This is a genomic window from Pantoea sp. BR_17, assembly GCF_041955125.1.
GTDB classification, from domain to species: domain Bacteria; phylum Pseudomonadota; class Gammaproteobacteria; order Enterobacterales; family Enterobacteriaceae; genus Pantoea; species Pantoea stewartii.
The window spans coordinates 225371-250977 of the sequence record NZ_JAVAXT010000002.1 but is presented as its reverse complement, the minus strand read 5'-3'; the positions used below and the strand labels follow the sequence as shown (position 1 = coordinate 250977).

Sequence of the window (25607 nt, the reverse complement as noted above, 5' to 3'; positions counted from 1 at the left end):
TTGCCAACAGATAAAAACACGCCATCGCGAATGCTGAAGAACCCGTGACGGATTACGCGCGCTGCTCCTGGGGGGCCAGCAGTCTGGCGGGCGACGACAGAGTTTGATGCATGACTTCACCTATCAGGCTGGAGCGATTGTAAAAGCGCAGCTTAAGGTTGAAATCAAGATGTGTGCGTTCGCGGGCACTCAGTTTGATCACCGGAGGAGGCGTAAGAGGACGTTGCTGGAATAAAACACAGCGGACAAACGCCGTGCTGTTACCGGCATCAACCCTGTGATAATACCCGGCGCTCGCTTCGGCTTTACGCAAAAGGAAATTGACCCGACGATGTTCGTCCATCGCCAACTGGTGGGCCAGCGACGGCAGCTCACTGTCAGGATGGCTGAGGTTTTGTCTCAGCGCAGGGAAGTCACTGCGTTTCTTTAACTCCAGCAGATAGTTATGCATACCGACATATTTTACCGGTGCCAGTTGTTTGAGCCATTCCCGGATAAACGGGTTTTGGACGGGCGCGGCGAGAACGCTGGTATCAATCACCGGTCTGAGTGAATGACAGGTGGATTCCTGGCGGTAATAGCCGATCAAATCCCTGGGGCTGAGGCTGTGGGCCTGATGTATCCACGTCAGATCTTCAAACAGTAAGGTATGACAATCAATGCTGATGCCGCCATAACGGAGCAGCAGTTCCAGCCGGATGATGTCGTTTTTTAGCGCCTGCGTCAGATCTGAAGAGATGAACTGCAACTCAGGCAGCCAATGACTCAGCGTTTGCGGAGTCACCAGATGAACATCATGATCCGGATTATCGCGACGAAGTTTGCGAATTGTTAAGGCGACAGAGGCAGGTAACCGTTCGCCAGGCCAATAGAGCCAGACCGTTCTGGCAATGGCAGGCAGTGACTTAGGCACCGCGGTCAGTTCCACATCGTGTTCAAGGCCAGGATCATATTCTGGCGCACTGAGGGCACGGTGCTGTTTCATCGTCAGCAGCATACGGCTGGTGAAGGCGAGTTTTTCCCAATGGCGCCAGAGCGGAAGCAAAGAACGGCGATGCGAAGTCATATTTCACCTGTTATTTTGGTTATTGTGTTTTATGCCGGTCGTCAAAATAACGTGCTTAACTGCCAGCCTGTATCTGAACCGCTATAAAAGCAGGCATCGCTGTACTGCAATGCTTATTCGTCTTGCCGGGTGATGTGACGATGGCATGTGGCAACGACGTTTTGAACAGGCGAAATCAACCACGCCAGATTATTTAATAGAACACAATGTAGTCATTCGCTATGCCTGATAAACACTTTAGGATAAAACGGAAATAACGCTCAGCCGGAAACAAAAATAAATATTTATTCACGCTAATGGTTTATTTGTTTATGACAAACTGAGTCTGTCAGCCATGCTGAACATTTAACTTCAAAAAAAACCGATACACTGTGAAGCTGTCAAAGGGATACAGGCTAAATCGGGATAAAAAAATTATTTAGCATATTTTATCAATTCTCAGGTGTACGCAGCCCGATAACCCTTGTCTACGCTTTAAGCTTACCGATGATAAAGGAGATGCCATGTCGTTTGACTCTCGAGGATTACTGGCGATCGACAGACAAACCCGCCGTGCGCTGTTTCTCGATCCCGACACGTTTGCCGTCAGCCAGGCCGTGGACGTGATTCCGACGCGGCTGCATGAACTGCTGATGCTTGCGCCCTGGGGAAAAGCTTTTTTGCCCTTGTACGGCGATGCGATGCGAAGTGAACTCCCGCATCCCGGGCACAAAGTCGCCGTAATTGATCTTCGACGGCGGGAAATTACCGACTACATTGATCTGTCGCCGTCTAAAGCGCCCCACAGCGGTCAGTTAGGGCGGGATGGCAAAGTCTATTTGTGTTGCGAGAATCCAACGGCCGTCGTGGTGATCGACCCGCAGACGCATCGTGTTGAAAAGACCATTCCCATTCCGCTGGATAATACCCATCGCCTGACGCTCTCTCCGAGCGGCCGCAAATTATTTACCGACAACGAGCAGGACGCCACTATCACCGTGGTGGATCTCTGTGAGGCGGAAGGGCGCGTCATTGATACGGTGCTTATGCCGGGCCCCGTTTCGGGTCTGACAGCTTCACCCAAACATCCCTACCTGATCGCCAGCGCCGCCGATGCGCCCTTGCTGTATGTGGTGGATCGCCAGAGTCATCGTATCCGCCAGCGGCTGGCTTTGCCCGATCATCAGCATCCCTGCCAGAAAGTGCGCTTTAGTCCGGATGGGGACTACCTTATGGCAATGGGTGATCAGGAGCCGACTGTGACACTGTTTGACGAGTTGCTTAATCCGCTGGGGCGAATCACGCTGGCTGGACAACCGCTCGATGGCTGTTTCAGCCCGGACAAAAAAAAGCTGCTGATCACGCATGATGACAATAAGACGTTAAGCGTGATTGATTTGATGCGCCAGACCGTGGTGATGACCGCAGAAGTGGGCGCGGGTTATGAAACGCTGAGCTACTTCCAGATCGATTAAATAAACGGGCGATGATAAATCGCGGAACTCCAGTGACGGCTGCTGGCATGCTTTTCGGCCTGCCAGCCACGCTTACGCAGTTCGCGGGCAATCATTTTGTTCATAATGCCGTGACCCAGCAATAAAACCGTGCCTTTCTCCGATAAGGCGATCAGCCTTTCTGCGGCGCGCGACGCCCGTGCGCGCGCATGTTGCAGTGATTCGGTCTCGCCCGCGTAACCACACAACCACATCGCACGCAGAATGGCCTGCCAGACAAAGGTGGGTAACTGAAGGCGATCGGCCCGCAGCAGCGGAATGCCGACTTCACTGAACAGCGCATCGACATGATGGGGGCGCAACCCCAGGTGCGCCAGCGATGAGTGGGCGCGGGGTAACGGACTGCAGACGACAACCGCGGCGTTGCGCGCGATATTGATGCTGCGTTCAGGCGGCCCATCGCTGACCAGCGCAAGATCATAGGCTTCGCACCAGTCCGCCATGCCCTGCGCACTCAAACGGCGGGCAAAAGGGTGGGCGGGTTTGCCGTGTCGCATCAGGATAATGGTCATAACGTCTAAACAGCGTCCTCCAGGTCAGGTGCGGACAGGGCTCTGCGCGACTGTACGCGATACAAACGTGGTGCGTTGTCATTTTGCAGTCACACCAGTATGCGACAACAGCATCTGATGAAAGGTTCTGACGGCCAGTTTGGCTTAATGATAAAAGAAAAGTGAACCGGGTCTAGCGTTATGCTGTTTTTTTGCGCGTCAGGTTACAATTAACCCTCTGATTTTGCGTTAAAAATAGCATCCGATGCAGCTTGATACTAAAGAAAATCTAACAAATTTTCTCAAGTGCTATTGATTTATCTACGCGCGTAGATAAACTAGCTTCCAGTGATTGCTCTCGGTGCCCGATGCACGGTAGGCCGATCGAGGAACAAGTTACATTCGCCAGACTTATACGACCGCTGAAAAATACAGCGGCGAAGCTCGCGATACTGCGGATTCCAACACCAGGGAATCTTTTAACTTTCCTTTCATCATGGTTAGCCAACTGAATGTCGCCACCAGAGCGATTCTTCTGCTTACAGTCAGGGAATTGTCTCTCGGAATGGCATTTATCTATCTGCATATTTTCAAGGGACAGCGTTTATGACGGCACAGCACTCCGTTACGACACAGGCATCACTGCCTTCTACCTCCGCCGCAGATGAGCGGTTTAACACCTCAGCCGGCCGCAAAGATTTTTGGCGCGCTACGGTTTCCTGTTGGTTAGGCACGGCAATGGAGTATGCAGATTTTGCGCTCTATGGCCTGGCTGCGGGCATCATTTTTGGTGATGTCTTTTTCCCCGAACAAACGCCCGCGATGGCACTGCTTGCCAGTTTTGCCACCTGGTCCGTTGGGTTTATTGCCCGTCCGATCGGTGCCCTGTTTTTCGGCTGGCTGGGCGATCGTAAAGGCCGCAAGGTCGTCATGGTCACCACCATTATCCTGATGGGCGCCTCCACCACGTTGATTGGGCTGATTCCCAGCTATGCTTCGATTGGCATCTGGGCGCCGGCCTGCCTGGTGCTGTTACGCTTCAGTCAGGGCTTTGGAGCGGGCGCCGAACTCTCAGGCGGAACCGTTATGCTGGGTGAATATGCACCGGTCAGGCGCCGTGGCCTGGTGTCATCGGTCATTGCACTCGGCTCTAACAGCGGCACGTTGCTGGCCTCGCTGGTCTGGCTGCTGGTGGTGCAAATGGACAAGCAGAGTCTGCTGGAGTGGGGATGGCGCATTCCGTTCCTGAGCAGTGCGGTGATCGCTCTGGTGGCCTTGTGGATCCGTCGTAATCTGCGTGAAACACCGGTATTCGAGCGTAAGAAAGCAGAGCTTGCCGAAACGCGCGCCCAGGTGATTGCCGCGCATCGTTCTGAAGCGGATACACGCCCGTTCTTTCAGCGCACACGTGCCTTCTGGACAATGGTCGGGCTGCGCATCGGTGAAAACGGCCCCTCTTATCTGGCCCAGGGCTTTATTGTGGGCTATGTCGCCAAGGTGCTGATGGTAGATAAATCCGTGCCCACCACGGCGGTGTTTATCGCCTCATTGCTGGGGTTCCTGATTATTCCGTTTGCAGGCTGGCTGTCTGACCGTTTTGGTCGCCGTGTGGTCTATCGCATGTTCTGCCTGCTGCTGATGATCTATGCCTGGCCTGCTTTTACCCTGCTGGATACGCGTGAACCGGCCATCGTGATTCCGGTGATTGTGGTCGGCATGGCGCTGGCTTCTCTGGGCATCTTTGGCGTACAGGCGGCCTGGGGCGTGGAGATGTTTGGCGTGAATCACCGTTATACCAAGATGGCGGTCGCGAAAGAGCTGGGTTCTATTATTTCAGGCGGCACCGCCCCGTTAGTTGCGGCGGCCATGCTCTCTTATACCGGACACTGGTGGTCTATCGCCGTCTATTTTTCCGTGATGGCCACGATTGGTTTCCTGACTACGTTTGTGGCACCGGAAACACGTGGGCGCGACCTTAACCTGCCAGAGGACGCTATCTGAAACAGGCTATGCTAAAGGCAGTGCACGTTAAGTGAGGAAGGGGAAGTGGCGAAACAGGTGAAAACCGCCGTGACGCGGAGTGACGTTGCTAAAGCTGCCGGGACCTCCGTCGCTGTGGTGAGTTATGTCATCAATAATGGCCCGCGTCCGGTCGCGGACGCGACCCGGCAACGGGTACTGGCGGCAATAGAGCAGACCGGCTATCGCCCGAATGCCGCCGCGCGTGCCCTGGCGTCAGGGAATACCAAAACGTTTGGGCTGGTGGTGCCCAATATCAGTAATCCCTTCGTCGCCTCCATGGCGCATATGCTGCTTCAGGAGTCGCTCAACCACGGCCATGTGATGCTGTTGGGTGATGCCGGCGACGATCGCAAGCGTGAACTGGAGCTGATTCAGGGGCTGCTGAACCGTCAGGTCGACGGTCTGTTTTACACCAGTGTCGATCGCCATCCTTTCATCGATATCATCAAAGCCAGCGGGACACCGCTGGTCATGCTGGATCGGGTCGACCCACAACCCGGTGTCAGCATGCTGCGGGTAGATGAGCGTGACGCGGCGTTTCAGGTGACGTCGCATTTACTCAGCCATGGCTATCAGCAGGTCGGGATGATCAGCGGTCCCCGGGACATGCTGAATGCGCAGGATCGTATTCAGGGCTGGCGCGATGCGCTGCGGGCGTATGGTTTGCCAGCCGATGATGCCAATATTTTCCCCGCAACCTATACACGTGAGGGCGGCTATCAGGCTGCTTTACGTATGATTGCCAGTAAACGGGTGCCGCGCGCCCTGTTTGCCAGCAACGAAGGTCAGGCGATTGGCTGCATTCGCGCCTTCAGCCAGCATGGCCTTCGTGTGCCGGACGATGTGGCCCTGGTCTGTTTTAACGGAACCGATCAATCCGCCTACCATGTTCCGGCATTAACCACCGTGCGCCAGCCGGTTAAAGAGATGGCACGCTGTGCGATTCATATGCTGAAAGCGTGGAATGGCGAGGCACGGATTGAAGCATTCCCACACCAACTTGAGATTGGTGAATCTTGTGGCTGTCGGCCATCAGAACAAAACAAATAAAGCGACCTAATGAAAAGACTGATTATTGATTGCGATCCGGGGAACGGGATTGCCGGGGCCAATACTGATGATGGCCTGGCCCTTTCCCTGGCGTTAGCCTCACCAGGGCTCTCGCTGGAGTTAATTACGACGGTCGCCGGGAATACCCCGAGTGATGTCGGTGCACGAGTCGCTAAAGACTTAATGGCGCGGCTGGGCTGTGCGGTTCCTGTCGTACAGGGGGCAACGCGGGCGTTGTGCGAAGATCCTGCGCCCTGGCGCGCGCTGCTGGATAAGCGGGTCGAACAACTCGACCTGATGGCGTTATGGCAGGGCGTTCCTCAGCCTGCGGCATTACCGGCTGACGGAAACGATGCTGCTGAGGCGATGGGGCAGCTCATCTGTGATAATCCCGGCGAGATCACCCTGATTGCGATTGGCCCGTTGACCAATGTGGCGCTGGCCATGCAGCGTTTTCCCGCAATGGCCGAAGCGGTAGCCGAGATTGTGATTATGGGGGGTGTCTTTGCGCTGGAAGACTACATCAAAGACACGAATTTCGGTGTGGATCCCGAGGCGGCTCATCAGGTGTTGCACAGCGGTGCTGCCATTACCCTGGTGCCGATGGATGTGACAACACAAACCATGCTGACCCAGGCCGATCTCAAACGTCTTACCCGGCACGCTCATCCGCTGACCCGTTTTGTGCGGGAAACGTTGCAGCCCTGGATAGATTATTCAATGCAGACCCGGCATCTGCCAGGTTGCTGGATTCATGATGCGCTGGTTGTCGCCTGGTTGCTTAATCAGCGTGTCGCCTGGGGCACGGATTACCGGGTCGATATTGAGCTTCGTCCGGGAGCCACACGCGGGAAAAGCTGGCGTTATCGTCAACCCCTGCGGCTGGATGTCGGTATCCCACCGGACAGCGGTGCGCTGGTACATGTGCTGCACAGTGTGGATAACGCTCTTTTGCTGTCCATCATTGAGTCGGCATTTCAACACCTTCCTGAATAACGTACAGGCGATTCGTCGCCTGACCTGCTGGCAGGAAGTCAGACACGCTTTCTTACAGCCTGATCCACTGCCTCACAATTACGCAATACGCTCTCCTCCTAAACATGATGTATACATTTGATTAACAATCACATCACTCTTCGTTAGCCACCAGAAAATTTTTGGGCGGAGCGCCAGAGTGTCTCAGAGAGGAGACTTGTATGCTTGACTGGACATCGACCCAGCGCAATGTGGCTTTCGCCTGTTTTGCCAGTTGGACGCTGGACGCTTTCGACTTTTTTATTCTGGTGTTTGTCCTGAGTAATCTTGCTCAGTACTTCCATAATTCCGTCACCGACGTGTCGGTCGCTATCATGCTGACGCTGGCGGTGCGCCCATTGGGTGCCTTACTGTTTGGCCGGATGGCGGAAAAATATGGCCGCAAGCCTATCCTGATGCTGAATATCGTCTTTTTTTCGGCGTTTGAGCTGTTGTCCGCCTGGTCACCCACCTTCACCGCATTTCTGGCCTTTCGTGTTTTCTACGGTATTGCCATGGGCGGAATCTGGGGCGTGGCATCCTCGCTGGCAATGGAGACGATACCCGATCGTTCACGCGGTCTGATGTCGGGACTGTTCCAGGCGGGTTATCCCTGTGGCTATTTGCTGGCGTCCATTGTGTTCGGTCTGGTTTTCGACATGGTAGGCTGGCGTGGCATGTTTCTTATCGGCGCTGTCCCGATTCTGTTGTTGCCGTTCATCTACTTTAAAGTCCCGGAATCCCCGGTCTGGCTGGCTGCGCGTGAACGTAAAGAAAGCAGTGCCCTGATGCCCGTCCTGCGCCAGCACTGGAAAATATGTATTTACATGGTGCTGCTGATGGCCTGTTTTAACTTTTTCAGCCACGGCACGCAGGATCTGTATCCGACTTTCCTCAAAGTGCAGCATCAGTTTGATGCGCACACGGTCAGTATTATTGCTATCGCCTACAACATCGCTGCGATGCTGGGGGGCATTTTCTTCGGTACGCTGTCAGAACGCATTGGGCGCAAGCGAGCCATTATTATCGCGGCGCTGCTGACGCTGCCTGTGTTGCCGTTGTGGGCCTTTTCCAGCGGTTCCTGGACGATTGGTCTTGGTGCCTTCCTGATGCAGTTTATGGTGCAGGGCGCCTGGGGCGTGATCCCGACTTACCTGAACGAACTGGTTCCGGGAAACGCAAGAGCAGTGTTGCCCGGCTTTGTTTATCAGTTGGGGAATCTCATTGCGTCCGTCAACGCGACGCTGCAGTCGCGCATTGCTGAAGCGCATGGCGGCAATTACGGTCTTGGTATGGCCATTGTAGCCGGGACGGTGGCAGTATTGATTTGCCTGTTTGTCGCCTTTGGCCGGGAAACGCGCGGCATGACAATTTCGGGAACGGTGGCAAAGCAGACGCACTAGCGCGTTTCACAGACATCTACCCATTTTGCCGCAGTGAGTTCAGCCATATGCTGCGGCGAAATGCGGACAGCGCTGTGAATCGATCCTGCGGCAGGCAACACTTCATCAAAGCTTTTTAACGAGATATCGCAATACACGGTCACCGGGTTTTCCAGGCCAAAAGGGCAGACGCCGCCCACAGGATGCCCGGTCCAGTTAATCACTTCGTCCACACTCAGCATGCGCGCTTTCGCACCCATCACCGCTTTCAGCTTACGATTATCTAACCGTGCATCACCGCGTGTGACCACCAGGATCACCTCATTTTTCACTTTAAGTGACAGCGTTTTCGCAATTTGTCCCGGTTCAACACCGTGAACACGTGCAGCCATTTCTACCGTTGCCGTACTGTATGGCATCTCAATGATGTCGATTTCCGGCGCACGCTCGGCAAAAAACTGGCGTACAGACTCCAGGCTCATTTTTTACTCCCGACTAATCGAAGGCGTAGAAATTGCCATAAGCCCGCGGTGGTGTAAACGGCAGAGCGAAAGAATAGGTAACAGAATGCATAACGGTACCTTACAGAGAGAGCCATGGCCGTCAGGCCGGGGACAGACGGCCCCCGGTGATGTACGATGTACGTGCCGACGGCTGGTGGTCCTGCGACCCGGCACGGCGGTTAGCCGATCTCGCTGACGGTGTTGTGAAGTACGGGGAGATCTTCCCAGGCGAGGATGGTATTGCGCCCCTGATTTTTTGCCACGTAAAGCGCACGGTCGGCATTCGCAACCGCCTGATCAAATTCATCATCGTAAATAGGGGCAATGCCTGCGCTGATAGTCACATGCGTAGAAACGCGCTCATTAAACATATGCGGTATTTCCAGGTTGACGACATATTGCCGAATACGTTCAGCCAGTTTCATGGCAATCGAGGCATTCACATTGGTCATCAGCACAAGAAATTCTTCGCCGCCATAACGGGTTACCACATCACGTGACCGAACGGCGTCACGAATAGCGACGGAAACGCGGGCCAGTGCCTGATCGCCCATCGCGTGGCCGTAATTATCGTTGTAGGCCTTAAAATGGTCGATATCAAGCAATAACACATAATGGCTGCCCGCATGATTATCCAGAATGTTATCAAGGCGGTTCTTCAGTCCGCGGCGGTTATATAAACCGGTTAACGGATCGAGCATACTGAGATCGCTAAACGATTCTTTCTCTTCATATAATTGATACATTAAGCGCAGTGTAAAATCTTCCGAACGTCGGCGCATTAAATGTTGTAAAGAAAACCCGATCAGCGGCAGGGCAATGGTCAATAAAATCAAGGGCAAATGCTGTCCGTGATCCAGCATCAGCACGGTGAGCATTGCGGGCGTGATGTGCAAACAAAACGCCACTAAATAATCGCTTAAGGCAATCGCACTGATAAAAAAAACGCACAGCAGACTGACAATCAGAAATCCACCATCCGTCAAAGAAACAAACTGGTAGCGGTGCTGAATATGCCACGCCCATAACCCGCCTAAAATCAACGCCACAGGATTTAACAGGGGTAATTTTAGTTTTGCCTTTATTAAACACGTGGCCAGCATCGTCATACTGAAGAAAGCCACCATAATCACCGGTAAAGTAACTTGTGTTTCATTGTTTTCTGCTAAAGGGAGCAGACAAAAAAGTGAAACTGCAGCGTTTAAAAACAAAAAGAGCATGAAAGAAAGGCGGTATTTGCTGTGTTTCAATTCATCATAAGATTCTATTTTCATTATTAATACTCGTGACGGCCCTGAAATAACAAAGCAAAAGCCGGCAAATGATTTCAGCCGATCGACAGATTTAATATTGCTGTTATAAATTGTGTAATCAGCCGCAATTTAGCATTTTCTTGTTTCTCTGTCATCTTCCCGCCGGGCCACAAAAAACAAGCTGCGCATTGAGAATAGTTATCATATGATAATGGGAATGGTTATCATCCCTGTGATCAGGTACTGTCCTGACAGCGATGACAGATGAGGAGACGATGATGCGCAGGATAAAACTGGACAGTGCATGGGCGGGCGTACTGGCCTGTGCGGTAATACCAGCTATGACGCTGTGGCAACCCAGCTTCGGGCAGTGGCGTATGATGATGTTGGTGGCGTTACTGCTGACAGTGCTGATGCTGTTTAATCAACGGATGCGGCATTATGTGTTACTGCCTTCCTGTCTGGCGCTGGCGAGCGTGCTGGCCGCGATTAGCGCGAGATTAACCGGATAGTAACAGTACAAAGGGAGCAGAAGAAAAAGAGAGGGAAGACAACGTTGGTGCGAAGAGAGGGACTTGAACCCTCACGTCCGTTAAGACACTAACACCTGAAGCTAGCGCGTCTACCAATTCCGCCACCTTCGCATCCTGTTGTCTTTTCATATCACCGCATTGGTGCGAAGAGAGGGACTTGAACCCTCACGTCCGTTAAGACACTAACACCTGAAGCTAGCGCGTCTACCAATTCCGCCACCTTCGCGCAGTGCTCGCGATATGAAATCTGTGATTTTGGTGCGAAGAGAGGGACTTGAACCCTCACGTCCGTTAAGACACTAACACCTGAAGCTAGCGCGTCTACCAATTCCGCCACCTTCGCATACCCGTAATACGTTACCGTATTACAACCACGGAGGCGCATTTTAGAGATTTTACTCAATGCGTCAACACATATTTCGCCAGACGGAAACGATCGCTGCAAAAAGCAACGTTTTCAGCCTGGCAACACGCAAAAAGGGCGAAAAAGGCAGAAAAAAGATTAACGGGCTTTCGCACCGCGACCGTAAACGGCACGGTAAACTTTGAAGCGACCGGTCTGCGCCAGCACTTCATGATTGCCAAAGGTTTCGTCCAGCACCTGGGGATAAGGCAGGAAGGCATTCGCCACAATGCGCAGTTCTCCGCCGCTGTTAAGGTGCTTAACGGCACCACGAATCAGCGTTTGTGCTGCATCCAGGCTGGTCTGTGTGCCTTCATGAAACGGCGGGTTGGAGATAATCATGTCAAAGCGCCCGGTGACATCGGAAAAGACGTTACTGGCAAACACTTCGCCTTCCAGACCGTTAGCGGCCAGGGTGGCTTTGCTGGCCTCGATTGCGGCGGCATGGACATCGCATAACCACAGGCGCACTTTGGGCGAATGCGCCGGTAACGACGCCGCAATCACGCCTGCACCACAGCCGATATCCAGCACTTTGCCTTTGGTATGGGGCGTGAATGTTGAAAGCAGTAACGCGCTGCCGGCATCCAGGCCGTCGCGGCTGAAAACGCCGGGTAAGGTATGGATGGTCAGGTCATCCAGCTGATAGCGGTTGCCAAAGGCCGAAGCATCAAAGGCGGGCTGCTTCTCCAGACGTCCGTGATAAAGACCGCAGCGACGCGCACTGTCGATTTTTTCCAGGGTCACCCACTGCTCCAGCATGCCTTCTGCGCTGCGCACGCCGCTGCGGTTCTCACCGACGACAAACACATCACAGCCGACGGGCAGTAACGACAGCAGGTTCTGCAACTGAAACTGCACTTCAGGTTTGTTTTTGGTCCAGAAGTAAACCAGCGTATCGCAACCCTGCACATCGTCGGCCTGCGCAACCAGTCCATAACGCGCCTGGTCGCCCAGGCGGCGGCTCAGGTTTTGCCAGTGATGATATTGTTGGGTATGCACACGGGAAGAGGCGGTCTCCAGCTGTGCGGGCAGGTCATCCTGCAGGTCGCCAGCAAATAAAACGTGGCGGGTGGAAAATTCATCACTGTGGCGCAGAATGACTTCACTGGCCGGGGTAAAAGCAGACATGTCGGGCTCCTGTAAGATCTGAGCGGAGATTATAGTGGTTTGTTGGCGCATGTTCGATGGGTTTGCTAGCATAGCGTCGCATTCCGCGAGCAAAGCAGGTATACCATGACGTCCAGGCGCGACTGGCTTTTACAGCAAATGGGGATAACGCAGTATCAACTGCGCCGCCCGCGCGTGCTCCAGGGCGAAATCGCCGTGCGGCTTTTGCCGGATACCCAACTGATTATCGTGGCGGAAAATCCGCCCGGTTTGCAGGAGCCTTTCCTGCGTGATGTTCTGCACACGCTCGGTCTGAAACCCACGCAGGTCATGACCGTTACGCCGGATCAGCTGCAAATGCTGCCGGAAACGTTGAATTGTGCAGGGTGGTTGCTGGGCGTTGAGAGCGAGCAATCCTTTAACGGCGTGGCGTTATCGAGCGCCTCTTTCAATGAACTCCTGAGTAGCGGTGCCGCCCGGCGCGCGCTCTGGCAACAAATGTGTGAACATGACAGCCATTTCTTTTCTCACGCCTGACGCGATTCCCCAGGCTTTCGCGATTGAGTGCCGTAGCCATGCGTTTCCATGGCGCGAAGAGACCTTTATCAGCAACCAGGGCGAGCGGTTTCTCAACCTGCGGCTGGATGTCGAGGGCCAGATGGCCGCCTTTGCCATTACCCAGGTGGTGCTGGATGAAGCTTCGCTGTTTAATATCGCTGTCGATCCGGCGTATCAACGGCGCGGCTTCGGGCGGGCGCTGCTGCAGCATTTAATCGATCAACTGCTTGCACGCGATGTGATGACGCTGTGGCTGGAGGTGCGTGCGTCCAATGCACCGGCCATCGCGCTGTACGAACAGCTGGATTTCAACCAGGTCAGCCGCCGTCCCAACTATTACCCTTGCGCCAGTGGCCGTGAAGATGCCTTGATCATGGCGCTGACGCTGTAGCCGCTTGTAAGGAATGTCGATGTTAGATAACTGGGATTGCATTCTGTTTGATGCAGATGACACGCTGTTTCACTTTGATTCGTATGCCGGCCTGCAACGCCTGTTTGCCGGGTACGATGTCCGGTTTACCGACCAGGATTTTGCAGATTACCAGGCGGTCAACAAGCCGTTATGGGTGGAATACCAGAATGGCCAGTTATCCGCACTGGAGCTTCAGACTCGCCGCTTTGCCGGCTGGGGGCAAAAACTGAGCGTGGCGCCGGCCATTCTTAACGATGGCTTTCTGTCAGCGATGGCGGAAATTTGCCTGCCGCTGGAGGGCGCAGACAGCCTGATGACGCTGCTACACGGCCGCGTCAAAATGGGCATCATTACCAACGGCTTTACCGCCCTGCAGCAGCGCCGTCTGGAGCGTACCGGCTTTCTTGATTACTTCTCTGCGCTGGTGGTGTCAGAAGAAGTGGGCGTGCCTAAGCCTGACGCCAGAATCTTTGACTATGCGCTCGCGCAGCTGGGAAACCCACCGCGCGATCGGGTGCTGATGGTCGGCGATACGCCGGAATCCGATATCCTTGGCGGCATGAATGCCGGTATTAAAACCTGTTGGGTTGACCATGGGACGCGCCCCTTGCCTGACGCAATTAAACCCGACTGGCGGGTGAACACGTTATCAGAGCTGGAAGCGCTGCTCAGAGGCTGACTCTCGCCCGAAGTGCAACGTCAGTAAGGCCCGTGAAACGGGCCTTTTACATTGGGCTAAGCGTTAAGGAAAGCAGGAGAGGGCTGTCAGACGTTGACCTGTAAACCCTTCCGTCACGCGGAAGGTTTCGCGGCGTCGTCTTTTTTCTCGTCCTCTTCGTCATCCTCTTTCACAGGCGTACTGGCCGTGAGCAAAAACGGAGACTGCTGCCAGCGCGTGCGACGGTCGCGCAGTAACGTGCGACTCAGGATGATGCCAATGGCCAGCGCCAGCAGCATCATCAGGCGCAGAATATTGGTGGTGTTATCCACCTGGCGTGATTCGGTGACCAGCACGTGCGTATCCAGCGTAACGCGCAGAAAGCCAGCTGGGCCATTGCTGCCGCTGAGCGGCTGGACAATTTGATGATTAAAGTAACTGCCCGCGCGCTTGCCATCCAGCGCCAGCCGATCGCGCACGTTGATATTTTCGCCGCTGTGCGCCACCAGGCTGCCATCGCCTGCGTAGACGGACGCATCCAGAATACGGCTGTTGTCGGTCATCTGACTGATGATGGCCTCAATCTGGCTACGATTGTCTTCGCTGTTATCCATTAAGGGTTTCAGACTGAAAGCCACTTGCCGGGTCAGCGTCTGGGCCAGCTCTTCTGCCTGTTCAGAACGGGCCATTTGATGGCCAAGGCTAAACCAGGATGCGCCTTGCATAAGCACCACTAACAGCGCCAGTGAAATCAAAACAATCACCGTGCGATGTAAGCGAAATTTCAGTGCGGTTTTAGCCATTAATTATCCGAATCACGTGACGACAGAAAGCCTGGATATTATGTTGCCAGAAGCAGCGCAGACAAGGTAGCCTCTTGCGTGGTTTTGTTGTTCCTACAGGAGCCCTGATGTCAAATCATCTTACCTGGTGCGATCTGCCTGCTGATGTCTCTCTCTGGCCGGGGTTGCCCCTTTCACTGAGCGGTGATGAAGTCATGCCGCTGGATTACCGTGCTGGCCGAACCGGCTGGTTACTCTATGGCCGCGGTCTGGATAAACAGCGTCTGACCGATTACCAGCATCAGCTTGGGGCCGCCATGGTGATCGTCAGCGCCTGGAACGTCGACGACTATCAGGTTATCCGCCTGGCGGGGTCCCTGACGCCGTTTGCCAGCAAACTGGCGCACGAGCTGGCGCTGGACGTAGCGCCGCTGGGGAAAATCCCCCACCTGAAAACGCCGGGCCTGCTGGTCATGGACATGGATTCCACCGCCATCCAAATCGAATGTATTGATGAGATAGCCAAACTGGCGGGCTGCGGCGAGCAGGTGGCAGAAGTCACCGAGCGGGCGATGCGCGGCGAGCTGGATTTTACCGCCAGCCTGCGCCAGCGCGTGGCGACGCTGAAAGGGGCGGATGCCAATATTCTTAAGCAGGTGCGCGACGAACTGCCCTTAATGCCGGGTCTGACCACGCTGACCAAAAAATTACAGGCGCTGGGCTGGCAGGTCGCGATTGCCTCAGGTGGCTTCACCTATTTTGCCGAGTTCCTGCGCGATAAGCTGCATCTGGCGGCAATAGCCGCTAATGAACTGGAAATCCGGGACGGAAAACTCACCGGCGAGGTGCTGGGTCCTGTCGTTGACGCACAGTACAAAGCAGAGACGTTGAAAAAGCTGGCGAAGCGTTTTGAGATTGCGCCAGAGCAGACCGTGGCGATCGGCGACGGTGCCAATGATTTGCTGATGATAAAAGCGTCGGCGCTGGGCATTGCTTACCATGCCAAACCGAAAGTCAATGAGCAAACCGCCGTCACGATTCGCCATGCCGATTTGATGGGCGTGTTTTGCATCCTGACCGGTAGCCTGATTCACGAAGAGCGTTAACTGAGGAGTTGTTTTGGCCAAAGCGGCAAAACGCGCATTTGTCTGTAACGAGTGCGGCGCAGATTATCCACGCTGGCAGGGGCAGTGCAGCGCCTGTCACGCCTGGAACACGATTACCGAGGTCCGTATTGCTGCCTCACCGGCGGCGGCGCGCAATGAGCGCCTCAGCGGTTATGCAGGCAATGCCGGAACCAGTCGGGTGCAAAAGCTGTCCGAAATCAGTCTGGAAGCCTTGCCCCGTTTTTCGACCAGTTTTAAAGAGTTTGACCGCGTACTGGGTGGCGGTGTGGTACCGGGCAGTGCCATTCTGATTGGCGGTAACCCCGGCGCCGGGAAATCGACGCTGCTGTTGCAGGTGATGTGCCGTTTAGCCGAGAGCATGAAAACCCTCTACGTCACCGGGGAGGAGTCATTACAGCAGGTCGCTATGCGCGCCCATCGTCTGGGATTGCCGAGTGACAATCTGAACATGCTGTCGGAAACCAGCATTGAACAGATCTGCCTGATTGCGGAGCAGGAGCAGCCGCAAATCATGGTGATCGACTCGATTCAGGTGATGCACATGGCGGATATCCAGTCGTCGCCGGGCAGCGTGGCGCAGGTGCGTGAAACGGCCGCCTATCTGACGCGTTTCGCTAAAACCCGTGGCGTGGCAATTATCATGGTAGGCCATGTGACCAAAGACGGATCGCTGGCCGGGCCAAAAGTTCTGGAGCACTGCATTGACTGCTCCGTCCTGCTGGACGGCGATGCCGATTCCCGCTTCCGGACGTTACGTAGCCATAAAAACCGCTTTGGTGCCGTCAATGAACTTGGCGTATTTGCCATGACCGAGCAGGGCATGCGTGAGGTGAGCAACCCATCCGCCATTTTCCTGTCGCGTGGTGAAGAGATCACGTCCGGCAGTTCGGTCATGGTGTTATGGGAAGGCACCCGTCCTTTACTGGTGGAGATTCAGGCGCTGGTGGATCATTCGATGATGGGCAATCCGCGTCGGGTTGCGGTCGGTCTGGAACAGAACCGCCTGGCCATTCTGCTGGCAGTGCTGCATCGTCATGGCGGTTTGCAAATGGCGGATCAGGATGTGTTCGTCAACGTGGTCGGCGGCGTGAAAGTCACGGAAACCAGTGCTGACCTGGCCCTGATGCTGTCGATGGTGTCCAGCCTGCGCGATCGCCCTTTGCCGCAGGATCTGGTTATCTTTGGCGAGGTCGGACTGGCCGGAGAGATTCGTCCGGTGCCCAGCGGACAGGAGCGCATTGCTGAAGCGGCTAAACATGGCTTTAAGCGGGCGATCGTGCCGGCGGGTAACGCACCGAAAAAGCCGATTGAGGGCATGCGCGTATACAGCGCGAAGAAGCTGGCGGATGCGTTGGCTATCCTTGATGATCTCTAAGCGAGTCCGTTTGTCCGGTGGCCGTATGGTCACCGGGCAGACGACAGGCTACGCTCTTCCCCTCGTTGAACATTGCTTGCAGGAGGCACCACATGTCGGCGTTTGATTATTTAAAAACGGCGATTCGCCAGCAGGGCCACACGCTTCAACAGGTGGCCGATGCCAGTGGCATGACCAAAGGGTATTTAAGCCAACTGCTTAACGCGAAAATTAAAAGCCCCAGCGCGCAAAAGCTGGAGGCACTGCACCGTTTTCTCGGCCTGGAATTCCCCCGTCGCGATAAAAAAATAGGGGTGATTTTTGGCAAGTTTTATCCGCTCCATACTGGTCATATCTATCTGATTCAGCGCGCCTGTAGTCAGGTCGATGAGCTGCATATCATCATGGGCTACGACGAGCCGCGCGATCTGAGCCTGTTTGAAAACAGCGCCATGTCGCAGCAGCCCACCGTCAGTGATCGTCTGCGTTGGTTACTGCAAACCTTTAAGTACCAGAAAAATATTCGCATTCACGCCTTCGATGAAGAGGGGATTGAGCCCTATCCTCATGGCTGGGATGTGTGGAGCGCAGGGGTAAAGATCTTTCTGGAAGAGCAGGGGATTGCGGCAGACTGCGTCTATACCAGTGAGGCACCTGATGCTGAGATGTATCAACAGCATCTGGGCATTCAAACCATACTGATTGATCCGAACCGATCGTTTATGAATATCAGCGGCACGCAGATTCGTCAGGATCCTTTCCGCTTCTGGGATTACATCCCCACCGAAGTGAAGCCCTTCTTTGTGCGCACCGTGGCCATTCTGGGCGGTGAGTCGAGTGGGAAATCGATGCTGGTGAATAAGCTGGCGAACATCTTTAACACGTCCAGCGCCTGGGAATATGGCCGCGACTATGTCTTTTCACATCTGGGCGGCGATGAGATGGCGCTTCAGTATTCAGACTACGACAAGATCGCGCTGGGCCATGCACAGTACATCGATTTTGCGGTGAAATATGCCAATAAAGTGGCATTTATTGATACCGATTTCGTCACGACCCAGGCATTTTGTAAAAAGTATGAAGGCCGTGAGCATCCGTTTGTTCAGGCCATGATTGACGAGTATCGCTTCGATCTGGTGATCCTGCTGGAAAACAACGTACCCTGGGTAGCGGACGGGTTACGCAGCCTGGGCAGCTCTGTAGATCGCCGCGAGTTCCAGAGCATGTTGATAGCGATGTTAGGTGAAAACAACATCGACTTCGTTCATGTGCAGGAAGAAGATTATGACGCGCGCTTCCTGCGCTGTATTGAACTGGTGAACGGTATGCTGGGCGAACAAAGCGCCCTTTGAGATGTTTGCCTGCACGCCGGGGCGGTGAGGGGACACCCTGCCGCTCCTCACGTCCTGTTTTCTGCCCCTGTTATTTTCCCGCCTTTTTGTTTACAAAAAATAATGCTTTGCGAAATACCGCGCCCTCCAAATAACGTACGTAACATACACAAACAAAATAAAGAATTTTGAATTCCTGAGTAACATTATTTCGTATTTAAAGTCTGAAATTATTTTATTTCTTCTGTTTGTTTATGTTAAATGTAAGTTCAATATTATTTACTGGCTTATATTAAGGGAGCATTCATAAGACAGAAATAAGGATATATCCGGATTTAATAATATGAAAAAGATAAGTATTGGTAATGAAGTGGTTTTTTATCCTGGGAAAAGGGAAATTGTTGGTAATAATCAGACGCTGAAGCTGCATTCTTCAGTCTCATATTGTTTTGAATTGCTGATCGCGCGGCAGGGCGAAATTGTCGATCATGAGGCGTTTTATCAGTATGCCTGGCGACGGTTTGGGATGGAGGTCAGTGCCAATGCGTTATATCAAAGTATTTCGCTCATCAGAAAAGCGCTGTTGGCATGCAATATCCGTCAGGATGTGATCAGGACCATTCCACGCCGTGGCTTCATGCTGGCAAATGCGATTCTTATTGAGGAGTCGACAATTGCGCCTGCTGATGAGGACGCTGGGGCAGGAAAAAACGACCAGAAAGACGAACAGAATATTCCGCCCTTCGCTACGTCCGGTGAAGAGGCGAGTGCGTGCGATACAACGGAATCCGTTATTCAGGATGATGAGGATATTTCAGAAAACCTTATTAAGAACGCACCGTATTCTGAGCCAGAATCTCAACAGCCCATCAGCCGTCCTGATCCTGCTGAATTCACTGTCAGCAAAGGCGCTTATCGCTATGCTATTTCGACACGGCATCTTTTTATCACGGGACTGGCGGTGATGACGATACTGGTTTGTGGTTTTGCCATCATGACCTTTTCACTTCACCGCAACGAGATGATTTTTATTAAACGGTTTGATATGAATGGATGTGAAATATACGCCAATGAAAAAGCCGGTAATGGCCTGGTCGCGCGCATCGCCGTTGACAGTAAAGTCAGTTGTACAGAACGACGAAAGATTTATATCACGGCATTTACCAATGGTGAACGCATTTCGGTACTGCAATGTAAAAATGCACTCTCGTTTTTCGGTTCCCCCGACTGTATTTCGTATTATTATATAAGGAGTAAGTAGTGAAGTTAACCTTTCTGTTGGCTGTAATCGTGATGACAGCAGCAGGCATTGTCGTGTTTTTATTCAGACAGGATTCTGTCCATTGTATTGCAAACAGTAATTACATCAGAAATGGTGAGACATTTTCCGTCATCACCTCTCATGATATGCGAGAGGGTCACGGTGTTATCGCCATCACCGGCCGACTCACCGATCACGATAATAACGTTACTCGTCTGAGCAAAATTATCCGGTTTACTTATCAGCGCGAGGGCGATCTGTACCTTGCCCGGTCAACATTAATCGAATCGTCCCCGGATAATCAAATGTCCCAGCAGGAACAGCAAAAGTGGCTGCCGGCATTTTTTATTAACGTGGGGGCGACGTTTCCCTTTGTCATCAAAAGGACGGGTATTGACACCTGGACATTTTATTCGGGCCCTGTTCCGCTTTACCTCTGCGAAAAATAAACCATAAAACGTGGCGATCGTTAACGTTCTTTGTGGGTTCCCGGCCTGTGGTTATCTTAAGGGGACTCTCATTTCAGTAACAGAGGATTAACACCATCTAATTGAATTTAAATATCTTTCTATTTGATGGTGCATTCCTTCACATAAGCTCAGAACACTTCACACACCGTTCCCCTGCCGTGCGCCTTATGATCCTCGCCGCCAATGCGCATCTTTATTCATCAAAAAGCATAAGAGGGAATCAATGAAAGCCAGCTCTTTTTCACGCTGCATGACGCTTGTTGTATGGAGTGCGAGTTTAATGTCTTGCCATGTTTTTGCAGCCTCAGAAAATACAATTCGCTTTCAGGGCGAGGTCAATGCACAAACCTGTAACGTCAATGTTAATGATGCAACCGGCAGCCCGATTATTTTGCTGCCGACCGTTTCAACGGCCGAGCTGAGTACAGCAAAATCAACCGCCGGTAAAACACCTTTTACGATTAACTTAACCGGTTGCGTCGCACCGGACGCCGGATCAACACAGGCAATGGCAATTAATCTGGCTGGCAATAATATTTCACCCACCGGCGATTTACTCAATACCGGCACCGCCGAAAACGTGGCGCTGCGTTTACTGGACAGTAACGACAACGCGATAGATTTGTCGGGTGGGACGGCCAGGGTCACCGGTATGACGCTGGAAAGCGGAAGCACCAGCGCATCGCAAAACTTTTCAGTCGTCTATTACAGCGACTCTGGAAAGGCGGGCGCCGGTACGGTTTTAAGTAGCGTTCAATATTCTGTCAGCTATCCCTAATCATCAGGCCCCCTTATTTTAAGGGGGCAGGAGAACCCTGTGTTGAAGTCTCTTGTTCTTCTTTTTCTGGCCTTTTCAGCCATGTTTTGTCAGGCAAGCGTCGTATTAAATGGCACGCGCGTCATTGTAGAGGGTGCGAAAAAAGAAAAAACGCTTCAGTTTACGAATACTGGCGATCAGCCAGCGCTGATTCAGATTCAGGCGATCAATCTCAATAATCATTCTGTCCCCCCTTTTGTGGCGTTGCCGCAAATATTCAGGATTGCTCCTGAAGCCGGCCAAACGGTAAAGCTCAACGTGACGGAGAATAATCTTCCTCAGGACAGAGAGTCACTGTTTTATATGGATTACACCGAGATCCCCTCGTTAAAAAAAGGGCTGGAGGATAAGAATAAACTCTATTTGATTATTAAGAACAGAGTAAAGGTTATCGTTCGCCCAAATGGACTGAATTTTTCCATGGATAACCTGAAGAATGCGCTCTCATACCATATTCAGGGACATGACATCGTCTTCCGCAATGCCTCGCCCTTTTACGCCAATATTCGATCTTTTGCGTTGGTCAAAGGAAATAACCGTGTTCCCTGGCATGAAGCCGTGACGCTGGCACCGTTTAGTGAGCAGCGTATTACGTTAAAAGGCCAGTCATCCCTTCAGGGATATACGCTTAACGCCGTTCTTATTAATGATTTTGGTGCCGACGAAAGAATAAACGTGAACGAAAAGTAGCAGAAATGAATATAGTCTCATTATTCTTATTGTTCGCTTTGAGTCTGCTTTTCCTCCGGGGCGGTCAGGCGGCTGAAGGTCAGGATGACTATCTGTTTGATCCTGCTTTAGTGCGCGAAATGCTGCCTGGACAGATTGCGATGCCTGACAATGTGCAGGACGCCTGGTTCCAGCCCGGCCGCTATGATGTCGATCTTTATCTCAACGGTAAATTTCAACAGTCCACGTCGGTTGATATCGTTCGTGCGGGCAGAGCGCTTTCGGTATGCCTGCCGTTGTCCTTTTATCAGGCCTTCGGCGTCAAAGCCCACTATCTCACTGCGCTCAAGGCGAAAGACTGTGCCAGGCCCGATGCGCTTTTGACGGGCGCGTCAGTTAACGTGAATACGGGCAGCCTGCGTGTAGACGTTACCGTCCCACAGGCGATGCGGGTTCAGCGGCCCGTCGGCTATATCGCGCCCGAAAACCTGACGGCGGGCACGACCATGGGGTTCGTGAATTACAATCTGAACCAGTTCTATTCCGATTATAAAAATGCGCAGCGTTTCGAATCCACGTATCTGGGTATTAACAGTGGCATCAATGTCGGCATGTGGCGTTTTCGTCAACAGGGAAACTTTACGCATGACGAGGTCGGCAATCGCTGGCAAAGCGCCAGGGCCTGGGTACAACGTGCGCTGCCGTCATTGCGAAGTGAGGCGGGCATAGGCGAGCTTTTCAGTAACGGCGATCTGTTTACGGCGGTCAGTTTCAACGGGGTCAGTCTGGACTCTGATGATCGTATGCTGCCGGATTCTGTTCGGGGTTATGCACCGCTGGTGCGCGGCGTGGCAAACAGCAATGCCCGCGTGACGGTCTGGCAGGGCAAGCAACGGATATATCAGACAACCGTGCCGCCAGGGCCGTTTACGATCAATGACCTGAGCCCGGTGAGCTATGGCGGCGATCTCAGCGTGGAGGTTCAGGAGTCTGACGGCAGCCTGCATCGTTTTAGCGTGCCGTATGCGGTCTTACCGCAGTCGCTGCGTCCAGGCCGGACAGACTACAACTTTGCCGCCGGTAAAGTCAGGGATTACAGCAAAGCCAACACCTTTACTGAGTTAACCGTCAGGCACGGCCTGAGCAATGCCATTACGCTGAACGGCGGCGTCAGGCTGGGCGAACGCTATCATGCCGTGCTGGCTGGCGGCGTCTGGGCTTCAGACATAGGGGCCGTGGGATTTAACAGCGCGTATTCCAGCGCGGTTCTGAACGGCGGTGAGTCGACCCAGGGATGGCGTTACGCACTGAGTTACAGCCGGACCTTTCAGCCCACGAATACCACTCTGACGTTTGCGGGCTACCAGTATTCCACCCAGGGTTACCGCGATCTCAACGACGTGATTGCACTGAATAATGCGGAAACGCCGGGCCGCAACAGTATTACCAGCGAATATATGCAGCGTACCCGCCTGCAGATGACCCTGAATCAGACGCTGGGGCAGTGGGGCAACATCTATCTCTCCGGCTCGAAGCAAAATTACTATGACGGTCGCTCACGGACGACACAGTTTCAGGTCGGTTATGGCACGGTGCTGCCCAAAAACATCGCACTGAATATTTCCCTGTCCCGCCAGTATTCGCGCAGAGCCTATGCCACCGATCCGCGCAGAGCTGTCATGGCTCAGTACGCAGACGAGACGTTTTATAAAGATACCCAGTTACAGGTCAGTGTCTCTGTGCCGCTGGGCACGGACGCCACTTCACCTTACCTGGCTCTGGGGGGATCCCGTGGAAGCCAGAACGGCAGTAATTACACAGCGTCGCTCAGCGGGCTGAGTGGTGAGAGCGGCACCAGCTACAGCCTGAATGTGAATCGCGATCAGCAGCAGCGTGACACGACAGTAAGCGGCAGCCTGGGCAAAACCTTTTCTGAGGCCAGCGTGACCGGTACTGCCTCGACCTCTTCACGGTTTAATCAGATGTCCGTTAACGCCATGGGGGCGGCGGTGATCCACAGCGGTGGTGTGACGTTAGGCCATTATCTGGGCGATACCTTCGCCCTCGTCGAGGCGAAAGGGGCCAGGGGCGCACGGATCCTGAACAGCCAGGGCAGTGAAATCGATCGCTTTGGCTATGCGCTGGTCCCTTCGCTCAACCCGTATCACTACAACACCATTACGCTGGGTGCCAGCGGCAGCGACGGTCATGTGGAAATTCAGGACAGCGAAAAAAGTGTCGCGCCTTATGCCGGTGCGATGGTGAAGGTGTCGTTCAGAACCTTACGCGGTTATCCCCTGATGCTGAAAACCCGCACGAATCGCGATGCTATGGTGCCTGTGGGCGCGGATCTGCTGGATGAGACGGGCAAGCGCGTGGGCACGTTTGGCCAGGGCGGCAATGCCTGGTTACGTGTGGCGAAAACCCAGGGCCGACTGAAAGCCGTCTGGGGTGACGATGCGCAATCGTCCTGTGTGATGGATTACCACATTCCTCAACCTGAACCTGACGCGGTGATGACCTACGCGGATGCCGTCTGTCGTTTTTAGATTCTAAGGTGTTAATGATGAAACGCGTTTTAGCGGTAATGACATTCTTTTTTTTGACCGCATGGCTCCCGGCTTACGCGACCTGCACCCGGGTAAACCCGGTCGATCAGGGCTGTGATGCCTGCGGTGCGCCACTTAACTTCGGCAATATCGCATTAATGAATCTGCGTTATCAGCCGGCCGGCACGGTGCTGGCTCGCTCGGTGTTTCGGGTCGTACCGGCTGTCAATAACAGCAATCCCGACCGTGTGTTGTACCAGTGTGATCTTGCCGATAAAGATCAGCTGTATGAGGTCTTCGCCACCAATGGCGACAGTAACGTTGGCGGCGCCTGGGACATGGGGGACAGTTATTTCCAGACCTACTTTCCCTATACCGCGTTAAAACTGGTTCACGTGCGCAGTGGCAGGCCCTTTACCCGTATCTGGCAAAAAGTACCGCTCACCCAGTATGAAATACAGGGAAATAAAATCCTGATCCGGGGACGCGACTTCAGCCCCATCAGCGCGGAGCTCATTCGTACCGACAGAAACAACCGCACGCCGGGTTACGCGTCGTGGGGCTGCCTCTGGGCGGCGGCTGATAATTACACTGGCTCCTACAGTTGCAACCAGCCCAATGGCTATGTGGTGTTTATGGGGCCGGGGATGAATGTGCCCGAAGCGGGTCAGGACAGCTGGAACCATTTTGAAACCTGGGGAACCGGACGTTACATGGCCTTTGGGATGAATACCGCGCCGGTCGCCACTCTGACGCAAAATATGACCCAGGGCTGCCGGGTGGAGAATTATACCGCAAACGTCCTTTTCCCCGGCATCAGCATCAATGCGCTCAATGAAGGCCAGGCGGTGACGGCGCCGCTCAGCATTACGCTGGCCTGTGCGAACGGAACCGAAAACCTCTCTGGCGTTCAGTCGGGTCAGCTGTCTCTGGGGTTTCAACCGAGCTACGCCGCGTGGCTGCAGGCGCAGCAGTTGGGACTGACGACGGGAGACGGTCTTTCGCGCTACCTGGTGTCCGATCATTACGACAGTTTACCGTCGCTGGCGAAAGGCGTGGGCATTCAGCTGGAAACGTCAGGTGGCCAGCCCGTCTCCTTTTTAAGCTGGAGCAGCTTCAGCGGGAGTGCGGGCTGGCGACCGGTGCTGGAGGACGCGCAGGTGATCAGCGGCAGCCAGCAGAATGACGAGAAACTGTATCAGCGTACTTTCAACGCCCGTCTAGCAAAGCTCCCGGGTAAAACGGTGACGGCGGGCCATGTTGATGCAACCGCATCTATCCTCATTCGGCTGCAATAAG

Annotated in this window: 24 protein-coding genes and 3 tRNA genes; 18 read left to right on the top strand and 9 right to left on the bottom strand. The window is 53.6% G+C overall.

The features are described 5' to 3' along the window. Window positions 1-52: 52 nt before the first annotated feature. Window positions 53-1066, bottom strand: coding sequence for a glycosyltransferase family 32 protein (locus RAC60_RS04735; RefSeq protein ID WP_058709271.1), 1014 nt, complete (start codon window positions 1064-1066; stop codon window positions 53-55). 503 nt (window positions 1067-1569) lie between these two features. Here RAC60_RS04735 and RAC60_RS04730 point away from each other — a divergent pair. After that, window positions 1570-2520, top strand: a complete 951-nt coding sequence (locus RAC60_RS04730; protein WP_054634545.1) for a YncE family protein — start codon at window positions 1570-1572, stop codon at window positions 2518-2520. Here the strand turns inward: RAC60_RS04730 and RAC60_RS04725 are convergent. Next, window positions 2517-3071 (bottom strand): histidine phosphatase family protein, encoded by a 555-nt coding sequence (locus RAC60_RS04725; RefSeq protein ID WP_324029112.1) that lies wholly within the window; start codon window positions 3069-3071, stop codon window positions 2517-2519. The two genes, RAC60_RS04730 and RAC60_RS04725, sit on opposite strands and share 4 nt — an antisense overlap. Window positions 3072-3656: 585 nt before the next feature. Here RAC60_RS04725 and RAC60_RS04720 point away from each other — a divergent pair. The 4 genes from RAC60_RS04720 to RAC60_RS04705 all read left to right on the top strand — a co-directional run bounded on the left by RAC60_RS04720 (window position 3657) and on the right by RAC60_RS04705 (window position 8539). Then, complete coding sequence (locus tag RAC60_RS04720; protein WP_006121824.1) at window positions 3657-5051, top strand: MFS transporter; 1395 nt, start codon at window positions 3657-3659, stop codon at window positions 5049-5051. 45 nt (window positions 5052-5096) lie between these two features. Continuing rightward, a complete protein-coding gene (locus tag RAC60_RS04715; protein ID WP_033740178.1) occupies window positions 5097-6122 on the top strand; it encodes a LacI family DNA-binding transcriptional regulator in 1026 nt (341 codons plus the stop codon). Between the two features lie 9 nt (window positions 6123-6131). Beyond that, window positions 6132-7118, top strand: a complete 987-nt coding sequence (locus tag RAC60_RS04710; protein WP_110267883.1) for a nucleoside hydrolase — start codon at window positions 6132-6134, stop codon at window positions 7116-7118. Window positions 7119-7318: 200 nt separating this feature from the next. Continuing rightward, window positions 7319-8539, top strand: a complete 1221-nt coding sequence (locus tag RAC60_RS04705) for an MFS transporter (protein WP_033740181.1) — start codon at window positions 7319-7321, stop codon at window positions 8537-8539. Here RAC60_RS04705 and RAC60_RS04700 read toward each other — a convergent pair. Both RAC60_RS04700 and RAC60_RS04695 read right to left on the bottom strand, forming a co-directional pair. Continuing rightward, complete coding sequence (locus RAC60_RS04700) at window positions 8536-9000, bottom strand: YbaK/EbsC family protein (protein WP_162286091.1); 465 nt, start codon at window positions 8998-9000, stop codon at window positions 8536-8538. The two genes, RAC60_RS04705 and RAC60_RS04700, sit on opposite strands and share 4 nt — an antisense overlap. Window positions 9001-9200: 200 nt before the next feature. Next, a complete protein-coding gene (locus tag RAC60_RS04695; protein WP_039338799.1) occupies window positions 9201-10295 on the bottom strand; it encodes a diguanylate cyclase in 1095 nt (364 codons plus the stop codon). A gap of 257 nt (window positions 10296-10552) precedes the next feature. Here RAC60_RS04695 and RAC60_RS04690 point away from each other — a divergent pair, with 257 nt between their 5' ends. After that, window positions 10553-10786 carry a DUF1435 family protein gene (locus RAC60_RS04690; protein WP_375092984.1) on the top strand — a complete coding sequence of 78 codons (234 nt, stop codon included), beginning with the start codon at window positions 10553-10555 and terminating at the stop codon, window positions 10784-10786. A 45-nt stretch (window positions 10787-10831) separates the two neighbouring features. Here the strand turns inward: RAC60_RS04690 and RAC60_RS04685 are convergent. From RAC60_RS04685 to rsmC, 4 genes are all read right to left on the bottom strand, one after another. Then, window positions 10832-10918, bottom strand: a tRNA-Leu gene (locus tag RAC60_RS04685). A 28-nt stretch (window positions 10919-10946) separates the two neighbouring features. Continuing rightward, window positions 10947-11033 (bottom strand) — tRNA-Leu (locus RAC60_RS04680). A gap of 30 nt (window positions 11034-11063) precedes the next feature. Beyond that, window positions 11064-11150, bottom strand: a tRNA-Leu gene (locus tag RAC60_RS04675). A 159-nt stretch (window positions 11151-11309) separates the two neighbouring features. Continuing rightward, window positions 11310-12341: a 16S rRNA (guanine(1207)-N(2))-methyltransferase RsmC gene (rsmC, locus tag RAC60_RS04670; protein ID WP_054634539.1), complete on the bottom strand. Its 1032-nt coding sequence runs from the start codon at window positions 12339-12341 to the stop codon at window positions 11310-11312. A 105-nt stretch (window positions 12342-12446) separates the two neighbouring features. On the opposite strand from rsmC, the gene RAC60_RS04665 reads away from it, so the two are divergent. The 3 genes from RAC60_RS04665 to yjjG are packed head-to-tail and all read left to right on the top strand — an operon-like array spanning window position 12447 to window position 13969. Beyond that, window positions 12447-12857: a DNA polymerase III subunit psi gene (locus RAC60_RS04665; protein ID WP_006121833.1), complete on the top strand. Its 411-nt coding sequence runs from the start codon at window positions 12447-12449 to the stop codon at window positions 12855-12857. Continuing rightward, window positions 12829-13269: a ribosomal protein S18-alanine N-acetyltransferase gene (rimI, locus tag RAC60_RS04660; RefSeq protein ID WP_006121834.1), complete on the top strand. Its 441-nt coding sequence runs from the start codon at window positions 12829-12831 to the stop codon at window positions 13267-13269. Before RAC60_RS04665 ends, rimI begins: the two co-directional genes overlap by 29 nt. A gap of 19 nt (window positions 13270-13288) precedes the next feature. Next, window positions 13289-13969 (top strand): pyrimidine 5'-nucleotidase, encoded by a 681-nt coding sequence (yjjG, locus tag RAC60_RS04655; RefSeq protein ID WP_006121835.1) that lies wholly within the window; start codon window positions 13289-13291, stop codon window positions 13967-13969. Window positions 13970-14082: 113 nt separating this feature from the next. Here yjjG and RAC60_RS04650 read toward each other — a convergent pair whose 3' ends face one another. Beyond that, a complete protein-coding gene (locus RAC60_RS04650) occupies window positions 14083-14751 on the bottom strand; it encodes a YtjB family periplasmic protein (protein ID WP_033740187.1) in 669 nt (222 codons plus the stop codon). Between the two features lie 107 nt (window positions 14752-14858). On the opposite strand from RAC60_RS04650, the gene serB reads away from it, so the two are divergent. From serB to RAC60_RS04605, 9 genes are all read left to right on the top strand, one after another. Continuing rightward, a complete protein-coding gene (gene serB / locus RAC60_RS04645; RefSeq protein WP_033740188.1) occupies window positions 14859-15836 on the top strand; it encodes a phosphoserine phosphatase in 978 nt (325 codons plus the stop codon). A 13-nt stretch (window positions 15837-15849) separates the two neighbouring features. After that, the gene (gene radA, locus RAC60_RS04640; protein ID WP_006121838.1) at window positions 15850-17232 is read left to right on the top strand and encodes a DNA repair protein RadA; all 1383 of its coding nucleotides are present in this window, start codon (window positions 15850-15852) and stop codon (window positions 17230-17232) included. Between the two features lie 92 nt (window positions 17233-17324). Then, window positions 17325-18563 carry a multifunctional transcriptional regulator/nicotinamide-nucleotide adenylyltransferase/ribosylnicotinamide kinase NadR gene (gene nadR, locus RAC60_RS04635; protein WP_375092765.1) on the top strand — a complete coding sequence of 413 codons (1239 nt, stop codon included), beginning with the start codon at window positions 17325-17327 and terminating at the stop codon, window positions 18561-18563. A 322-nt stretch (window positions 18564-18885) separates the two neighbouring features. Further along, window positions 18886-19803 carry a transcriptional regulator gene (locus RAC60_RS04630; protein WP_375092763.1) on the top strand — a complete coding sequence of 306 codons (918 nt, stop codon included), beginning with the start codon at window positions 18886-18888 and terminating at the stop codon, window positions 19801-19803. After that, on the top strand, window positions 19803-20252 hold the full coding sequence (locus tag RAC60_RS04625; RefSeq protein WP_006121842.1) for a hypothetical protein: 450 nt from the start codon (window positions 19803-19805) through the stop codon (window positions 20250-20252). The genes RAC60_RS04630 and RAC60_RS04625 overlap by 1 nt, the downstream gene beginning before the upstream one ends. A gap of 301 nt (window positions 20253-20553) precedes the next feature. After that, window positions 20554-21051 carry a fimbrial protein gene (locus RAC60_RS04620; RefSeq protein ID WP_226374626.1) on the top strand — a complete coding sequence of 166 codons (498 nt, stop codon included), beginning with the start codon at window positions 20554-20556 and terminating at the stop codon, window positions 21049-21051. 39 nt (window positions 21052-21090) lie between these two features. After that, window positions 21091-21780 (top strand): molecular chaperone, encoded by a 690-nt coding sequence (locus RAC60_RS04615; RefSeq protein WP_058702094.1) that lies wholly within the window; start codon window positions 21091-21093, stop codon window positions 21778-21780. Window positions 21781-21785: 5 nt separating this feature from the next. Beyond that, window positions 21786-24308, top strand: coding sequence for a fimbria/pilus outer membrane usher protein (locus tag RAC60_RS04610; protein WP_058702093.1), 2523 nt, complete (start codon window positions 21786-21788; stop codon window positions 24306-24308). A 14-nt stretch (window positions 24309-24322) separates the two neighbouring features. Beyond that, window positions 24323-25606 carry a fimbrial protein gene (locus RAC60_RS04605; protein WP_058702092.1) on the top strand — a complete coding sequence of 428 codons (1284 nt, stop codon included), beginning with the start codon at window positions 24323-24325 and terminating at the stop codon, window positions 25604-25606. Window position 25607 lies beyond the last annotated feature (1 nt).

What these genes read in the sequence shown, in the direction of transcription:
- RAC60_RS04620 (WP_226374626.1), top strand. Translation starts at nt 20,554, where the DNA reads ATGTCTTGCCATGTTTTTGCAGCCTCAGAAAATACAATTCGCTTTCAG.
- serB (WP_033740188.1), top strand. Translation starts at nt 14,859, where the DNA reads ATGTCAAATCATCTTACCTGGTGCGATCTGCCTGCTGATGTCTCTCTC.
- rsmC (WP_054634539.1), bottom strand. Translation starts at nt 12,341, where the DNA reads ATGTCTGCTTTTACCCCGGCCAGTGAAGTCATTCTGCGCCACAGTGAT.
- RAC60_RS04730 (WP_054634545.1), top strand. Translation starts at nt 1,570, where the DNA reads ATGTCGTTTGACTCTCGAGGATTACTGGCGATCGACAGACAAACCCGC.
- RAC60_RS04610 (WP_058702093.1), top strand. Translation starts at nt 21,786, where the DNA reads ATGAATATAGTCTCATTATTCTTATTGTTCGCTTTGAGTCTGCTTTTC.
- RAC60_RS04725 (WP_324029112.1), bottom strand. Translation starts at nt 3,071, where the DNA reads ATGACCATTATCCTGATGCGACACGGCAAACCCGCCCACCCTTTTGCC.
- rimI (WP_006121834.1), top strand. Translation starts at nt 12,829, where the DNA reads ATGACAGCCATTTCTTTTCTCACGCCTGACGCGATTCCCCAGGCTTTC.
- RAC60_RS04705 (WP_033740181.1), top strand. Translation starts at nt 7,319, where the DNA reads ATGCTTGACTGGACATCGACCCAGCGCAATGTGGCTTTCGCCTGTTTT.
- RAC60_RS04735 (WP_058709271.1), bottom strand. Translation starts at nt 1,066, where the DNA reads ATGACTTCGCATCGCCGTTCTTTGCTTCCGCTCTGGCGCCATTGGGAA.
- RAC60_RS04690 (WP_375092984.1), top strand. Translation starts at nt 10,553, where the DNA reads ATGCGCAGGATAAAACTGGACAGTGCATGGGCGGGCGTACTGGCCTGT.
- RAC60_RS04720 (WP_006121824.1), top strand. Translation starts at nt 3,657, where the DNA reads ATGACGGCACAGCACTCCGTTACGACACAGGCATCACTGCCTTCTACC.
- RAC60_RS04665 (WP_006121833.1), top strand. Translation starts at nt 12,447, where the DNA reads ATGACGTCCAGGCGCGACTGGCTTTTACAGCAAATGGGGATAACGCAG.
- RAC60_RS04695 (WP_039338799.1), bottom strand. Translation starts at nt 10,295, where the DNA reads ATGAAAATAGAATCTTATGATGAATTGAAACACAGCAAATACCGCCTT.
- RAC60_RS04630 (WP_375092763.1), top strand. Translation starts at nt 18,886, where the DNA reads ATGAAAAAGATAAGTATTGGTAATGAAGTGGTTTTTTATCCTGGGAAA.
- RAC60_RS04650 (WP_033740187.1), bottom strand. Translation starts at nt 14,751, where the DNA reads ATGGCTAAAACCGCACTGAAATTTCGCTTACATCGCACGGTGATTGTT.
- RAC60_RS04700 (WP_162286091.1), bottom strand. Translation starts at nt 9,000, where the DNA reads ATGAGCCTGGAGTCTGTACGCCAGTTTTTTGCCGAGCGTGCGCCGGAA.
- yjjG (WP_006121835.1), top strand. Translation starts at nt 13,289, where the DNA reads ATGTTAGATAACTGGGATTGCATTCTGTTTGATGCAGATGACACGCTG.
- RAC60_RS04710 (WP_110267883.1), top strand. Translation starts at nt 6,132, where the DNA reads ATGAAAAGACTGATTATTGATTGCGATCCGGGGAACGGGATTGCCGGG.
- RAC60_RS04605 (WP_058702092.1), top strand. Translation starts at nt 24,323, where the DNA reads ATGATGAAACGCGTTTTAGCGGTAATGACATTCTTTTTTTTGACCGCA.
- nadR (WP_375092765.1), top strand. Translation starts at nt 17,325, where the DNA reads ATGTCGGCGTTTGATTATTTAAAAACGGCGATTCGCCAGCAGGGCCAC.